Origin of the sequence: Pseudomonas sp. RC10 (genome assembly GCF_038397775.1) — a bacterium.
In the GTDB taxonomy this organism is placed as follows: domain Bacteria; phylum Pseudomonadota; class Gammaproteobacteria; order Pseudomonadales; family Pseudomonadaceae; genus Aquipseudomonas; species Aquipseudomonas bambusae.
The window spans coordinates 1177405-1192017 of the sequence record NZ_CP151650.1 but is presented as its reverse complement, the minus strand read 5'-3'; the positions used below and the strand labels follow the sequence as shown (position 1 = coordinate 1192017).

Here is a 14613-nt window from a genome sequence, read left to right as displayed (position 1 = left end):
CACCTGATGCCCGAAAGCCTACCTTGACCTCCAGCGCCTGCACAACCCGCCAGGAAGCCCGTCGGACGCGTTGAATCTCGTCACTCGGCTTTTTCTTTCACCGAGGGAAACCGGGCAGAAGCGTACCGAACCACCAGAATGGACACCGAAAGAAGCACCACCCCGCCCGTCAAATAAAGAATGCCTTCATCGGGCGATTTGTGATGCGACACATCACTGATCAGCAAACGAATCAACGCCGTTACACCGATGTAAAGCAAAAACCTGAGCGGCATGTGGTTGGTGCGAAAGTAGATGCCGCTCATCGCCAACAATTCGAGGTAGATGAACAGCAGCAGAATGTCGTCGACGCTAATCGTGTCTTGATGAAGCATTTCAATAAACGCGGTGATGCCCGCGTAGACAGTAATTGCACCAATCCCGAACAGCGCAAGGTAATGAAATAATTCCACTCCAAGATTGCCCAGGCTGTTCGCCCCGGCATGGAGCCTGATGCGCATCCGATCTGCCCATTTCATGCGTTTTGCTCCCTATCGCTCGCCAAACCGGCAAAAATGTTCAAGCACTGCTACGACCACACTCAATTCCCGACGAACCTTGGGATTGCCGTGCATTAAAGAGGCCATCGGCTATGGTTGTGAACGCGACCGGTTGTCGCAAGGCAGCGGGTTGGCGCTCGAAATGCGCGTGAATTTCCACTATCCAGATCGTAACGATTGCCTTATGCTGCGCACTGTATAAATAAACAGTAATTGCGATGAGCTTACCGTTGGCCATTGATGCCGCCGAGCGCGGGGCCAACCTCACCACACTGGACATGACGACGAGGCCAAAATGGCTGTTGAAACCCTTTACCGCAGTACCCGTGATTTGGAGACTACGTTCGTGGACCGCAAACTCGCCGATGCGCATGATCAAATGCTTGAGCTGGCCGAGCTCCTCACCGACGTGCTGATGAAAAACGTACCGGGCTTGTCAGAGAAGCATGCCGAAGACGCGAGCATTTACATGGCGAAAAACCGCGCCGTGTTCGCGGCGGCGTTCAAGAACAACGCCACCGCGCTGAACGAGCTCTCCAGTCCTGGCGAAGCCGACAGCGAAAGCTGATTCGCCCACACTCGAAACGACAGCCAGCGTGTTCATCACTCCGGCTGTTCGAGCGCCTCGACCAGCGCCTTGAAAAACCTCGCCGCCTCGCCTCCTGTTACGGCTCTATGATCAAAGGTCAGTGACAGGGGCAGGATCGGATGAATGACGATTTCACTGTTCATGGCCACCGGTTCTTCCCGAATGCCCCCCGCGCCGATGATCGCCACTTGTGGCGGTACGACTACCGGGTTGGCGTAGCGCCCGAACAAGGTGCCGAAGTTGGACAAGGTGATCGTGGCACCCATCATTTCCCGAGGTGGGATCGAGCGTGCTTTCACGTCAGCGCGCAGACGATTCATCCCTTCCTTCAAATCGGCCGACTCGCGATTGCCGACATCGCGGAGCACCGGCACGAACAAGCCATCCGGCGTATCCACCGCGATCCCCAGATCGAGGGTGTCGTGGTGCTTGATCGACAGCGATTTGCCATCGAACCAACTGTTCAAGACCGGCTCGACCTTGCACGCCGCTGCCATCGCCTTGCCGATGCGAATCAGCGGGTCGCGCGCCGCGCCCCATCGGTAAAGATCGGCATCGCCGAAGATCGTGACGGGCACCACTTCCGCGTGGGACTTGGCCATGTTCAGCGCCATGCTCCTGCGTACGCCTCGCAGCTTCTCGCCGCCAAACTTGTCGCGCTCGGCCTGAGAAGCACCTTCCACATCCGCGCGGGTGATCAGGCCTTCACTGCCCGAACCGCTCAGCGCGTTGAGATCGACACCCCGTTGACGCGCCAATTGTCGAACGGCGGGTGTGGCGCGTGTCGACAGATGCTCGCGGGTCGAGGGCGCCGCGCCGACAAAGAACTGATCATCCTGACTGTTGCTGCCCCCTTCGAGACGTCCGACGACCGTACCCGCATCGCCCTCGCCTTCGAACGCCATCAGCGGTTCACCCACGTGCAAGATGTCGCCATCGCCGCCGTACACTTTCGCCACGACTCCGTCGTACGGGGCTGGAATATCAACGATGGCCTTGGCGGTTTCCACCGACACCATCCGTTGGTCAGCCTTCACCGTATCGCCCGCCTTGACGTGCCATTCGACGATTTCCGCTTCCTGCAAGCCTTCGCCCAGGTCGGGCAGTTTGAAATATTTCATCGCAAGCCTCCTCGGCCATCAGGCGAAAGTCAGGGCGCTGTCACAGGCGTGAAGAATGTCTTCGACGCTGGGGATGTAGAGCTGCTCCAGCCGGTACAGCGGCGGCGGGATGTCCGGCGCAGTGACCCGCTGAATCGGCGCCTGCAGATCCAGAAACACCCGTTCATAGAGGCTCGCCGCGATGTCCCCGCCCAGCCCACCGGAACGCGGTGCTTCGTGAACGATCACGCAGCGGCCGGTCTTGCGCACCGAGGCTTCCAGGGTGTCGAGGTCCAGCGGTTTGACGCAGGCGACGTCAATCACCTCGGCTGATACGCCCTTTTCGGCCAGCGCGCTCGCGGCCTGCAACGTTTCGTGAACACTGGCGCCCCAACTGATGAGGGTGATGTCGCTGCCTTCTCGCAAGGTGAAACAGGTGTCCAGCGGCAGACGTTTCCCGTCGTCGATGAGGGGTTGCGGGTTCATGCGATAGAGGCGCGTCGGTTCGAGAAAGATCACCGGGTCCGGGTCGTCGATGGCCGCGAGCAACAACCCATAGGCTCGCGCAGGTGATGAGGGAATGACCACGCGCAGCCCCGGCACATGAGCGAAGATCGCTTCGGTGCTTTCGCTGTGGTGTTCCGGTGCGCGAATCCCCGCGCCCATGGGCGAACGCAACACCATTGGGCAGCTCAGGCGACCCCGTGTGCGATTGCGCATGCGGGAGGCGTGTGACACCAGATGTTCCATGGCGGCATAGATGAAGCCGAGAAACTGAATCTCGACGACCGGTTTCAGCCCTTGTGCCGCCATGCCAACGACCAGGCCGCCGAGCATGGTTTCCGCCAGTGGCGAGTCGATCACGCGCTTGAAGCCGAACGTGTCGCGCAGCCCTTGAGTGGCGCGAAACACCCCGCCGTTGACGCCGACGTCTTCGCCCAGCACCACGACGTTGTCGTCCTCGCCCATGGCTCGGTGCATCGCCAGATTAACGGCTTCCAGCAGGCTGACTTTCTTGTCCGTAAGGAGTTTGTCTGAAGACTGATCATTCGCCATGATCGGCACCCCCATTACGACGGGCCACGCGTTCGAGGAACCACTCGCGCTGATCCGCCAGCGGCACCGGCCATTTCGCGTAAACGTGATCAATCACGGATTCTGGAGCCTGATTGCCGGCGCGTTCGAAGTTATCCACGGAGCGCTGCACCAACCCTTGGCATTCGGTGATGAGCGCCTGTTCGCGGCCTTCATCCCACACGCCCTGACTCGCCATGAACGATTGCAGGCGTTTGATCGGCTCTTCCTGCCATGCCTGTTTTACTTCATCGGCCGGCCGATAGCGCGTAGCGTCGTCGGCGGTGGTGTGGTCGCCCAGCCGATAACTCAGGCACTCCAGCAGAACCGGGCCTTTACCCTTGCGCGCCCGTTCCAGCGCAATCTGCATGCGGTCATACACCGCGAGAATGTCATTGCCGTCGACCTGCTCACCCTGAAATCCCGCGCCAATGGCCTTCTGCGCCAAGGTTGGCGCGCCACACTGAATGCGCCGGGGCACCGAAATGGCCCATTGGTTGTTGTTTATCACGAACACCACCGGCAACTGCCACGCGCCCGCGACGTTCAACGCTTCAAGGAAATCGCCTTTGCTGGTAGCGCCGTCGCCGCAGGTGGTCACGGCCACCCTGTGTTCGCCACGAATTTTGAACGCACTGGCTACCCCGCACGCGTGCAACGCTTGAGTCGCAATGGGCACGCAAAGCGGGAAGTCCTGGGCGACAGCGGGCTCTGCGTAATCGCTGCCACGCTCGTCACCGCCCCAATACAGCAAAATTTCTTCCATGCGCACGCCGCGCATCAGTTGCACGGCCGTGTCCCGGTAATAGGGAATCAGCACGTCTTCCGGCTTCATCAGGCTGCCAATGGCGACACCGATAGCCTCTTGACCAAGCGTGGGGGCGTAAGTGCCGATGCGCCCGGTGCGCTGTAAGGCGACGGCTTTCTGATCAAAAAGCCGGGTCAGGACCATATGTTTGTAGAGGCGGGTGAGTAGGTTGAAGTCATCGGCCCAAGGGGGAAGCTCTCCGGTCAGGCGACCGTCGGGGGACAGATAACGGGTGTACGCAAGATCGATCTTGTTATGGGACATTGCACACTCCTGGCACGCGCGGCATGTAGCACAGCGCGCGCGTGGTGGTCTCAACTCGCCACTTGTGGTGGCGAGCCTTGATTGAGCGATGCCGGTAAGGCGTCTACTCAAGGTTCAACAGGCGTTCTGCCAATGCGTCGGCCACCCGCGCGGGTGAGCGCTTCTCGGCCTGGGCATGGGCAAATACTTCAGTCAGCCGTGTTCCTATCTGGGACAGATGTGCGGTGATGGTGTTGTGGCTTTCTCCCTGATGTTGCAGCGCGACGTAGATAAGGCCGCCGGAATTGATCACGTAATCGGGCGCGTAGAGGATGCCTCGGGATTCGAGCTGATCGGCGATGGCCGCGCAGCTGAGTTGGTTGTTGGCGCCCCCGGCCACCGCGGCGCAACGCAGTTTGGTGACGCTGTGGCTGTTCAGCACACCGCCCAGGCCGCAGGGCGCAAGAATGTCGCAAGGCGTGCTAAGCAGCGCTTCGATGGCAATCGGCTTGGCGCCCATTTGCTCCATCGCCAACTGCACCTTTCCACTGTCCAGATCAGCGACCAGCAGCTCGGCACCCGCCGCGTGGAGCTGCTCGGCCAACGCCCATCCCACGTGCCCCAGCCCCTGAATCGCGACGCGCAGCCCTTCCAGATTGTCACTCCCCAACCGGGCCATGGCCGTGGTGCGAATGCCTGCATACAAGCCCAACGCCGTGTAAGCCGTAGGGTCGCCGGATTTCGTAGTCGTGGTGACGTGCCGGGTGTATTGCGCGATGCAGTCCATGTCTTCTTTGGACGTGCCGCTGTCGATGGCCGTGATGTAGCGGCCGTCCAGTGTCTGGACGAAGCGGCCAAAGGCCTCGAACAGCGCGGCGCGGTCCGGCACATGAGCGGGCCGCAAAATGACCGCCGTTCCGCCGCCCAGCGACAGGCCCGCGAGCACTGCCTTGTAGCTCATATTCCTCGCCAATTGAATGGCGTCTTCGATGGCGCTGTCCTCATTTGGATAGGACAGGTAGCGACAGCCACCGAGGGCCGGGCCCTTGCGGCTGCTGTGAATCGCCACCACGGCTTTAAGGCAGGTCTGTGGATCGACGACCATGTGCAGCGATTGAATGCGTGAATTTTGCATGAGAGCGAACATCGGCAGTGCTCCCGTTTTTTTTGTACTGCGAGTATAGGCGTTCGCTGAAAAAACGGCGGCAGCGACGGAAACATCCTGACAACTTGCCGACATGAAGCCGCCAATCGGTCTTCGGCACTGGACGAACCCCCACGCGGGGGGCTAAAACAAAGCTTCCCGGAACAGCATTTCAGACGCCTGGTCCGGTCGGAGAAGTCGATGAATCCACGCCAAAAATGCCTCGATTGCTTCCACAGCGTGCCGCCTGCAACGTTCGAAGCAGCGCTGTGGATCGGTGTCGAACACGATGCGCTGGTCGATCCTCGGCAGGTTTTCGAATGGATCGATCAACTTCAGCGCCAGGTCAGCGCCGCTCTGCCGATGCTGCCTGCCACTGAACTGGCGCAACCGCTTCTGCGTCATATGACGGCAATCGGATTTCAACAGGATGATGTCGCCCAACCCAAGCCGCAGGTTGCCTTGCTGGACAAGATTGTCGAGCGTCGCCGAGGCCAGCCGTTGGGGCTGGCGATGATTGCGCTGGAACTGGCGCGCCGTCTGGAAATCCCCCTTGAGGGCGTCAACTTTCCCGGTCACTTCTTGCTGCGTGTGCCGGGCGCCGACCACACCCTCGACCCTTGCGGCGGCCGCAGGCTCTATCCCAAGGATTGCCGCGAACTGCTGCTGCGCCAGTTCGGGCCGGACATGCCGCTCAAGGCCGATCACATGCGTACCGCGACACCCCAGGCCATGCTGCAGCGCCTGTCACGCAACCTGCGCCACCTGCATCACATCAACGACGATGCAATCGCGTCCCTGAAAGATGCCAACCGGGTGTTTGAACTGGGACAGGCCAACACCAGCGATTACCTCGCACGCGCCAGCCTGTACCAGGCGCTGGAGTGCCCGCAGGCCGAGCGTTACGACCTGGAGCACGCGCTATTGTTGAGCGAAGACCCTGTTCAACGGATCAGGCTCACTCAAAGACTAGTGACTCTGCCGTCCCGCGGAGGTATTCATTGACCGCGTCCTGCAGCTTTCCTTCGAACTCCAGGTTATGCCAGACCCAGACGCCCACCGGCACGCCAACCCCTTTGGCGGCCAGTTGCGCCGCATTGAACAGCTTACGGGCGGCATTCCCGCCCTTCAGCAGCCCCATCACACCTTCCAGCAATAATGGCAATGCGGCGGCTCTGTCCCCTGACAGATAGGCGTCTATTCCCTGATAAACCTTCACCGCACTGGTGAATATCCCCCAGGCGATGCTCACTGCCGGAAACGGCACCAACAGCACATTGCCCAGCCACTGAATGACCGTCCAGGCGGTCGCGAATCGGGCCTCGGCCAGGCTCTCGGTCTGCGCATCCACGTCCGCAATCATTCGCTCGATCATGTTCCCGTAAATCAGCTCGGCGTCAGGAATGCGACTTTCAATACGGTTCACGATGCGGATGAACTTCTCATCGAACTTCCCGCCGCGTTCGAGCCGCTCGAAGAACGACCCTACCTGTGGCTGCCCCATGTAAGCCACGCGACTGTAGTAATAGTTTTGCATCGGCGACGAATCCAGCAACTGCGCGTAGTCCGACAGTCGCCGGAACTCGACCCCGTCCGGAGCGTTGGGGGTGTACAGCAGATTGAAGTCAGGGTCGGTTTTGGCGAAGTCCCGAAAGATGTAAACGCCCTCAATGATCTGATTGGCGATCCGAAACGCGGAAACGGCACTGGTCAGGTTATGGACCGACGCATCCTGATCGAGGCTGATGACGGTTCGCCGCAGCCAGGCATACTGAGTGCCGCTGAGCTGGCCGCGCATGAATTCTTTCAAGGCACCGCGGGACATCTGGTATTGAATGCGTTTCGCCATCAGGCGCTTGCGGCGTGCGTATTGCGGGCTTTTACGCCCTAGAAACGACGACTCGATAAAGTCCATGTACTTGGCGCCCAGGTCCGCGCCTCGCACTTGCTTGTCAATGAAATGCGTCAGCTTGATCGGGAGTTCTCTGTAGTCCAGCCCGGTCGAGACATACAGATGAATCTGGGGGCGGTGAGAAAGAATGTCCTCACTCCCTGCCATCATGAGCTCGGTCAATTGATGTAATTCGCTATGCTCACCGAAGTCCGGCGTCTCCTGACGAGGCTGCCCCAGGCCAAAGTAAAGCGTGTCCGGGTCGATGGACCGATCAAACCCGTTTTGCCGTAGAAACTCGTTCAGCACCTGCGTCGTGTATTGATGAACATAGCTTCGATAATCCACCAGGCCTGTACTGATCGACTTGAACTCGCCGTTCAGCGCCTCGATCCGGGCATCCATCAACGCCTGGATCGACGGACTGGCGAACGAGGTCTGGCTGTCGGTATGGGGGGCCGCCATCTCCGCCGCCTGCACCGCACGCGACACTTTCTGACTGACAAGATCCGCCATATTGGCTTGGAAGGTCTCGCCCGTACAGCGAACGAACAGGCAACTGTTCAATCCCCACAGCGAAGGCTTCAGGTGAACGTTGTTGAGGATGGCGGCATGCCCATGCTCGGTCGGCCCGGTCAATTGGTCATGGACGTAGGATCGGCCGGCGTCAGTCGCCAGCCAGGCACCTACCCCGAAACACAGCTGTTGCCAGGTTCTGTATTCGAAGAAGTCCTGACCGTTTGGTGCGCCAGGCGCATAAAGGACGTAATGGGTGCCGGATCGGGTTTTCTCTTCAAACACGATGAGGTCGTTGAAACGCGTGTGGGATTCAAGCAGGTACAGGCTGCCGATGCTGTATTTAGATCCCTCCTGGCGCTGGTCGCCGCGAATCATGCGCAAAAGCTCATGGCTGCGATCCTGAATCAAATGCCCTCGCAGACCCGCTGTGAAACTGCTCAACGCGAGCGCACTGTCGCGATGGATGACCATCTGGCGAACGGTTTCGGGGTCCTCGTACGCCTGCCGAAGCGCGATGCCATAGCGATGATGCAGATTCAGCTCGGAGAGCATCGTCCTGACGAACGCTTCAGAAAACTCCGTGTGAAGGTGATTCGGCGCGGGGGCGAAGCTAAGCGGTTTACCCGTGTCAGGTAGCCCGTCAACGGCAAATTCGAACAGGGTCTTTGCGTATTGGGTTGCCAACGTGTCGCCATGGCCGAGCGCGATCGTATCGTCGAGTGTGATCACGACCTTGCTGGGGTCGATCAGGCAACCGAGATGCTCCTGAATGTAAGCCGTCAGCTCACGGTGGGCGAATACGGTGAGCGATTCGACGCCCGCGAGCCGACTGGCCAACCGCCCCTTCGAGGCTCGGTGTTTGCTCTCAAGGGCCAACAAATGGGTCTTGTCGGACGGCTTGGCGTACTTGCGCCAGTGAGGCGCCACGAAGGCATCCGTCATGACGGAGAGCAGATTGAAACGATGCCCCATCGCGTCATTCAGGTAGGCGCTTAGTTGAACGAGCTCGACTTGCTCATGCCAAGCGGCAGAGGCCGCCGCCTTTTGCTCCAGAAGGAACGCGAAGTCCTGAGCCGCTTTGCTTTTAACCGACTGCAGGTGGTGGTCCAACATCGGGCGGGTGACAGCTGCGAACCGCCAACCCTCCGGCGCAAGGATGTCGGTCGTCAACAATTGCCCGCGATCAGACAGGCATAAGGCGGCGACCAGATGGGCATCCTGTGAATCGTTCAAAAAGCGCCGGCTCAGTGCCTCGCGCAAGACGCCAATCGATTCGAAACGCTCAATGCCCCGATGAGGCATGACCAGGAAAACGACGCCCGATGGGTCATCCGAGGGCTGTCCTGATTGGCTGACGACGTAGGTGGACAGTAATGGGATGCCTCGCCCACGCTTTTCGAACGCCACTTCGTACACCCCGGCGACCGAATCACCGGTAATGACGCTGGATAAGCGGTTGAGCTCCGGCACCGACATGGCCCGGCACAACATACGTAACGCGATCTCATGGGTCAGTGTCTTGCGTTGCAGGTCGATCAAAATGTGATCGGCCGGTTCGATGCGCAACGGGTCCATAGGGTGAGGGATCATTTTTGTCCAGAGACCCCGAAGATACCCTTCATATCCGGAGAAGAGCGTCGGCATCAGCGCAGTGAGAACGCTGATCATGCTGCGGTTTTGCGTACCTGTAAGTGCATGATTGCGCTCCAGTGTGCCGTGTCGGGTATAGAAGCCGATATCGGTAATGGAAGGAAGCGCCGAGCCGTTGCGAAGGGTGTCAATCAGCAGATCGGTCATGCCGACAGAGACAATTGACCCACTTTCAGTGCGTCGGGTGTAGAAGATCGCGTCCGGGTTCGACACATCCAGCCCAGTCTGCGGACGCGCCCGGTTCAACCCTTCGCGCAGTCGCTCAGAAGTCCATTCGCGCAGGGTCTGGCTTTGTGCGAGTACCTGCTGACAGCCGGAACTGGCTTCGGACAGCGCCGTCAGGTGTTGAGTGATTTCATCGAAGGTTTGAGAGGCGGCAGGGGTGATTTTGGGGTCAAGCACGGCATTCATGAGTACAGCTCCAGGGTGGTTCGCTTACCCCCTCACGGCATCCAGCCGATTGGGAACACAGGTAAACGACGAAAGTGAGCGCCTATGAAACGGGTTCAAACGTCCGAGGTAGCGGTACATATTTATATGATGCGCCCCTAGGTTACGACGGCTTATGTGGGAACCGTCCAACGGGATGCCCGGAAAAATCACATTGTTGCCGCGTACGTAAAACTGCATGTCGTAAACGACGATGTTTAAGCCATCGGGAAAAACTTATCATTCACTCACTTCGCGGCCACCCTCGTCGCGAACTGGAAATCCCTCTTATTTCGTCTGACGGTGTTTTTACCTCAGGCCTCTCAATGGATTTCCTGACGTAGATTTTCAAGCTCCTGGATCTGACGTCATATTTAGCCGCTGCGTTTGCAGCGGCTTTTTTTTGGCTGACTGTTTACGGTAGCGACGGCGCTTCGTATGAAGCAGCGGCGGACGCACCATGGGATTCGGGTGCGATCAGAAATGCCTTACGGAATTATGAGCAGCAGTCCTACAAGATCATATGTTTAAAGGGTAGTTATCGGTGCGATGTGGATTCCACGTTTACGGCCGATCTTGAGCACTTTTAAATAAATGAGGTTTGATCATGAATAATAAAAAATTGCTGTTTTTATACTGGCATTGAGTCTGACCCATCTTGCAAGCACCGCCACAGCAGCACCGTCTTCTCAAGCATTTCCCTGCTTCAGGTACAGCAACCAGATGTCACCAGGCGTAGCGAAGCCCGGCGAGTACAAAGTGTTCACAGCTATACCGTCAATTGCGGAACAACACTTCACAACATCACGTTGAGAACTCAACAGGGGTCGCTGCAGCCTGTGACAGTGGAACAGCTACAAGGCGGTGGCTGGGTCACTGTTGCAAGAGATGCACACGACCCGTCTGCCAAATGGGGCGGTGGCAGCTTTCGGGTGATTCTCGACAATCGTAATGGCAAAACACCTATCGCTTATCGCGGCAGTTTCTCTGTGCCGCTGTAAGGGGCGCCGGAGCGGTGACGAACTCACCGCTCCGACTTCATGATCTCGGTCATGTTCGGATGTTGACCAAGGACCTCTCGCGAGGCGTATTGGCATGTTCCTCAAGCGCAAGTGTGACCGACATGACCGTTTTCAGCTTGGTCAGCGTATCGCTGGCAAACCCGTGCCCCTCCGATATGTGGTTATTGAGAAACCCGAGTTGACGCTCAAAGTAGTCATACATATCCACTTTCTTATCAAGGCTGATTTCATTTCCCTGCGCATCAAAATCCAGATCAATGCCCGAAAGCCACCCCGACGTGCCGTAATCAATGATGCCCATGTCAACCAGCACATTGCCAATCTCACGCAATTGTCGGTTGGTGGTATTCCTGGGATCAAAACCTGACAGGTCCAGGTTGAAGCCCTTCAATTTCTCTTTATTGGAGATGCTTTCGTCAGCCCAGTACTGTCTGACTTTTTGCTTGATGCTTTCTTCCTGCTCCGAAGCACCTGATTGAGTCCGGAACCGGTTATCTGGAAGGACGGCATAAGTACTGAGCCGGCGATTTATTTCGGAAAAATTCTGAAGCATTTTCGACCTCCACGATAGGAACGATTACGTTCGTCCTATCGGGGGCGCGGACCCGGGCTTGAGGCAAAAAACCTGAAGACGGAATCATTGCCTTATAAAGAGACCCTTCCTACAAATAAGCCAATAATCGCCCTACAAAATTCACCCGTTCCACTCCCCTGAAACGGTCACGCCCAGCCTCTACTTCAACCCGCAAACCTCTGCAGATTCGCCATCATTTCCTTCAGCGCTTCAACGTTGTCGCCAGGATGTGCCGCGTCGGTGAAGTCGTTGATGGTGTTCCATTGCGCGGCGACATCCTCTGGCGAGAACCCTGCCCTTGGGTCGAACCCGGCGCCAATGCTGCGTTCCCAGCGGACCTTGCCTATCCAGCCGCCTCCGACTTCATATAATCCGGCGCTCTCTTGGCAGTGTTCACTGCCCAGGTACACCACCAATGGGCTGACGAGTTCAGGCTTGAGAAGCTCGAAGACGCTGGCCGGGATCAGTCCTTCGGTCATTCTCGTGCCACCGGTCGGTGCGATGGCGTTGACCAGAATGTTGTTCTTGCGCCCTTCCAGCGCCAGTGTGCGGGTCAGGCCGTAGAGGCCGAGCTTGGCCATGCCGTAGTTGGATTGGCCGAAATTGCCGTAGATCCCGGACGTGGACGAGGTGAAGATGACCCGCCCGTAGTTCTGCTCGCGAAGATGGGGCCAGGCGGCATGGGTCACTTTGTAGGCGCCTTCGACGTGAACCCGGTAAACCAGCTCCCAATCGGCGTCTTCCATTTTGGCGAAACTCTTGTCGCGCAGAATCCCCGCGTTGTTCACCACGACGTCTACGCGACCGAACGCATCCAGCGCGTTTTGGACGATCTTGTCGCCATCGGTCACAGAATCATGATTGGCCACTGCCTGGCCGCCCGCTTCGCGAATTTCCGCCACGACGCGGTCGGCTGCCGACGCATTGGCGCCTTCACCATGGGCCGAACCGCCCAGGTCATTCACCACCACTCGCGCCCCGTGGCGGGCGAACAGCAAGGCGTGGGCCCGCCCAAGCCCGCCGCCGGCACCCGTGACGATGACCACTTTGTCTTCGAAACGTATGGACTCACTCATGCCGCACTCCCCAACGATGAGGCACACACTCGATTCCGTGAGGTCCGCGCCAATCAGCTGGAGCGTTCGAGGGCGTGCGAAACAGTCATGGAGTGTCAACCAGTCGCTGGCGGGTCACAATCAATACGAGCCGTTCTGAATGGTGCTCGATAACACAAAGGGATGATTGGCGGGCTTACTGTTCTGGATCGCCAGCGGCACGACAATTGGAGGTCTGAAGTCAGCGGCTGAAGCGCGAAACGCCTCGTAGCAGCTCAAGACACGTGCGGGCGCCTCCGTCTGGGGGTAGCGGCCCACATCCGGCAGCAAGATGGTGTCCGGGTTGGGAATCAGCTCACGATAGCGCTCCACCATATGGCGCCCGGAAATCGGGTCGGCGGCGCCGTTGATAAAGCGCATCGGCACTTGATTGCGCTGCATCGCCTGCACCCAACGGTCGCGCAGCTCTACGCGTTCGGGGAGGTAATTGATCAGGCGATACAGCATGTGATGGCCTCGGCCAGCTGAAATCAGGCTCCAGAAATCATCCAGTTCGCTTTCACTGGGGCGGGTGTCGGGCCCGAATGTCCGACTGAAGTCGTGGTCCAGGCTGTTGCGGTCGAACAGCCGCCCCACCACCCAGCCCAAGCGGCCAAGCAGCATTTTCTGCACCCGGCACGGTCGATACGCCTCCGGAAACAGGCCGCCGTTGAGAAACGCGCAACTGCCCATGTCAAACCGCCCCTCGGCGTGCCGCGCCAAGAGTTCCTGGGCGACGCTGTCACCGTAGTCATGGGCGAGGATGTGCACCGGCTGGCTCACCTCCAGATGGCCGAGCAACGCCTGCTGCAGATCCGCTTGCTCAATAAGGCTGTACACATGATCCCGAGGTTTGGCGGAGTCGCCAAATCCCAGCATGTCGCAGGCGATGACCCGGTAGCGGCGGGCCAGCGGCTGCCACAAGTAGTGCCAATCCCAACTTGCCGTAGGAAAACCGTGGATCAGCAGTAAGGGCTCGCCCTGCCCGGCCGCCCAATAGCGAATGCGATGGCCGCGAAACACGAAGTCGTGGCCTCGTCTGCGCCAAACGCTGAGGGGGATTTCCGCGAGACACATTACTGCGCGTATCCCGGAGAGCATTGATCGAGTTTGCGCAACAAGGCAGGCCAGGCCAATTTGCCACCCATGCCCTCGGCGCTGCGCGTTACGCCGGCGACCATCGCCTTCGCGCCTGCGAGAATCTGTCCGTCGATAGGGATCAGTTCGGCCCCGCCACCTTGGGCAAGCACCTGAATCTCACAGGCGCGCTGAAAGGTGAACATCATCAGAAAGGTGTCCGCGATGCTGGAGGCGCAGGTCAAAAGCCCATGGTTATTGAGCATCAGGAAATTGGAGGGCCCCAGGTCCGCCTGCAGACGGGCCTTCTCTTCATGGTTCAGCGCAACGCCTTCATACCCGTGATAGGCCAGGCTCGACAGCACAAACAGCGATTGCTGGCTGATCGGCAACACGCCTTGTTTCTGCGCGGACACCGCCACACCTGCCGCCGTGTGGGTGTGCATGACGCACATCACGTCATGACGCACTTCGTGCACGGCGCTGTGGATGGTGTAGCCCGCCGGGTTGATGTCGTAGGGGCTGTCCATGAGCTTCTTGCCCGACTGATCGACTTTGACCAGGCTGGACGCCGTCATCTCGTGGAACATCATCCCGTAGGGGTTGATCAGAAAATCTTCGGTGCCGGGCACCTTCGCCGAGATGTGAGTAAAAATCAGATCATCCCAACCGTGAAGGGCCACCAGCCGGTAGCACGCGGCAAGGTCTACCCGAGCCTGCCACTCTTCGGGGCTGACCCGCTCTTTGACGCTGGGGTGGATGTGGCTGACGCCATCGGCGGCTACTTGGGCGACTTTCACGATCGGCGTTCCTCGGCGGTTATTCTGCTCTAATGGATCAGCAGTCTAGTCAGACGGAGA

General features: G+C 58.8%; 12 protein-coding genes. 2 read left to right on the top strand and 10 right to left on the bottom strand.

Annotated elements, in window-relative coordinates:
* Window positions 1-80: 80 nt before the first annotated feature.
* Window positions 81-518, bottom strand: coding sequence for a phosphate-starvation-inducible PsiE family protein (locus AAEO81_RS05430; protein WP_166597176.1), 438 nt, complete (start codon window positions 516-518; stop codon window positions 81-83).
* A 316-nt stretch (window positions 519-834) separates the two neighbouring features.
* Between AAEO81_RS05430 and AAEO81_RS05425 the strand changes: the two genes are divergently transcribed.
* Window positions 835-1107: a YebG family protein gene (locus tag AAEO81_RS05425; protein ID WP_166597177.1), complete on the top strand. Its 273-nt coding sequence runs from the start codon at window positions 835-837 to the stop codon at window positions 1105-1107.
* A gap of 35 nt (window positions 1108-1142) precedes the next feature.
* Here the strand turns inward: AAEO81_RS05425 and AAEO81_RS05420 are convergent, their stop codons facing one another.
* The 4 genes from AAEO81_RS05420 to AAEO81_RS05405 all read right to left on the bottom strand — a co-directional run bounded on the left by AAEO81_RS05420 (window position 1143) and on the right by AAEO81_RS05405 (window position 5500).
* Entirely contained in the window at window positions 1143-2249 is a 1107-nt protein-coding gene (locus tag AAEO81_RS05420) for a dihydrolipoamide acetyltransferase family protein (RefSeq protein WP_341962137.1), read from the bottom strand.
* Between the two features lie 18 nt (window positions 2250-2267).
* Window positions 2268-3284, bottom strand: a complete 1017-nt coding sequence (locus AAEO81_RS05415) for an alpha-ketoacid dehydrogenase subunit beta (RefSeq protein WP_341962136.1) — start codon at window positions 3282-3284, stop codon at window positions 2268-2270.
* Window positions 3274-4374, bottom strand: a complete 1101-nt coding sequence (pdhA, locus tag AAEO81_RS05410) for a pyruvate dehydrogenase (acetyl-transferring) E1 component subunit alpha (protein ID WP_341962135.1) — start codon at window positions 4372-4374, stop codon at window positions 3274-3276. The genes AAEO81_RS05415 and pdhA overlap by 11 nt, the downstream gene beginning before the upstream one ends.
* 103 nt (window positions 4375-4477) lie before the next feature.
* Window positions 4478-5500: a Glu/Leu/Phe/Val dehydrogenase dimerization domain-containing protein gene (locus AAEO81_RS05405; RefSeq protein WP_341962134.1), complete on the bottom strand. Its 1023-nt coding sequence runs from the start codon at window positions 5498-5500 to the stop codon at window positions 4478-4480.
* Between the two features lie 198 nt (window positions 5501-5698).
* On the opposite strand from AAEO81_RS05405, the gene AAEO81_RS05400 reads away from it, so the two are divergent.
* The gene (locus tag AAEO81_RS05400) at window positions 5699-6502 is read left to right on the top strand and encodes a transglutaminase family protein (protein WP_341962133.1); all 804 of its coding nucleotides are present in this window, start codon (window positions 5699-5701) and stop codon (window positions 6500-6502) included.
* On the opposite strand, the gene AAEO81_RS05395 is transcribed toward AAEO81_RS05400, so the two are convergent.
* The 5 genes from AAEO81_RS05395 to AAEO81_RS05375 form a co-directional block, all read right to left on the bottom strand.
* A complete protein-coding gene (locus AAEO81_RS05395; protein ID WP_341962132.1) occupies window positions 6456-9968 on the bottom strand; it encodes a DUF6543 domain-containing protein in 3513 nt (1170 codons plus the stop codon). The genes AAEO81_RS05400 and AAEO81_RS05395 overlap by 47 nt on opposite strands.
* 1068 nt (window positions 9969-11036) lie before the next feature.
* Window positions 11037-11561, bottom strand: coding sequence for a hypothetical protein (locus AAEO81_RS05390; RefSeq protein ID WP_341962130.1), 525 nt, complete (start codon window positions 11559-11561; stop codon window positions 11037-11039).
* A 185-nt stretch (window positions 11562-11746) separates the two neighbouring features.
* Window positions 11747-12658: an SDR family oxidoreductase gene (locus AAEO81_RS05385; protein ID WP_341962128.1), complete on the bottom strand. Its 912-nt coding sequence runs from the start codon at window positions 12656-12658 to the stop codon at window positions 11747-11749.
* 120 nt (window positions 12659-12778) lie between these two features.
* The gene (locus tag AAEO81_RS05380) at window positions 12779-13753 is read right to left on the bottom strand and encodes an alpha/beta hydrolase (protein ID WP_341962127.1); all 975 of its coding nucleotides are present in this window, start codon (window positions 13751-13753) and stop codon (window positions 12779-12781) included.
* Window positions 13753-14514: a class II aldolase/adducin family protein gene (locus AAEO81_RS05375; protein ID WP_341964468.1), complete on the bottom strand. Its 762-nt coding sequence runs from the start codon at window positions 14512-14514 to the stop codon at window positions 13753-13755. Before AAEO81_RS05375 ends, AAEO81_RS05380 begins: the two co-directional genes overlap by 1 nt.
* Between the last annotated feature and the right edge of the window lie 99 nt (window positions 14515-14613).

Coding starts and splice junctions, on each gene's coding strand:
- AAEO81_RS05430 (WP_166597176.1), bottom strand. CDS start 518: ATGAAATGGGCAGATCGGATGCGCATCAGGCTCCATGCCGGGGCGAAC.
- AAEO81_RS05425 (WP_166597177.1), top strand. CDS start 835: ATGGCTGTTGAAACCCTTTACCGCAGTACCCGTGATTTGGAGACTACG.
- AAEO81_RS05420 (WP_341962137.1), bottom strand. CDS start 2,249: ATGAAATATTTCAAACTGCCCGACCTGGGCGAAGGCTTGCAGGAAGCG.
- AAEO81_RS05415 (WP_341962136.1), bottom strand. CDS start 3,284: ATGGCGAATGATCAGTCTTCAGACAAACTCCTTACGGACAAGAAAGTC.
- pdhA (WP_341962135.1), bottom strand. CDS start 4,374: ATGTCCCATAACAAGATCGATCTTGCGTACACCCGTTATCTGTCCCCC.
- AAEO81_RS05405 (WP_341962134.1), bottom strand. CDS start 5,500: ATGTTCGCTCTCATGCAAAATTCACGCATTCAATCGCTGCACATGGTC.
- AAEO81_RS05400 (WP_341962133.1), top strand. CDS start 5,699: ATGAATCCACGCCAAAAATGCCTCGATTGCTTCCACAGCGTGCCGCCT.
- AAEO81_RS05395 (WP_341962132.1), bottom strand. CDS start 9,968: ATGAATGCCGTGCTTGACCCCAAAATCACCCCTGCCGCCTCTCAAACC.
- AAEO81_RS05390 (WP_341962130.1), bottom strand. CDS start 11,561: ATGCTTCAGAATTTTTCCGAAATAAATCGCCGGCTCAGTACTTATGCC.
- AAEO81_RS05385 (WP_341962128.1), bottom strand. CDS start 12,658: ATGAGTGAGTCCATACGTTTCGAAGACAAAGTGGTCATCGTCACGGGT.
- AAEO81_RS05380 (WP_341962127.1), bottom strand. CDS start 13,753: ATGTGTCTCGCGGAAATCCCCCTCAGCGTTTGGCGCAGACGAGGCCAC.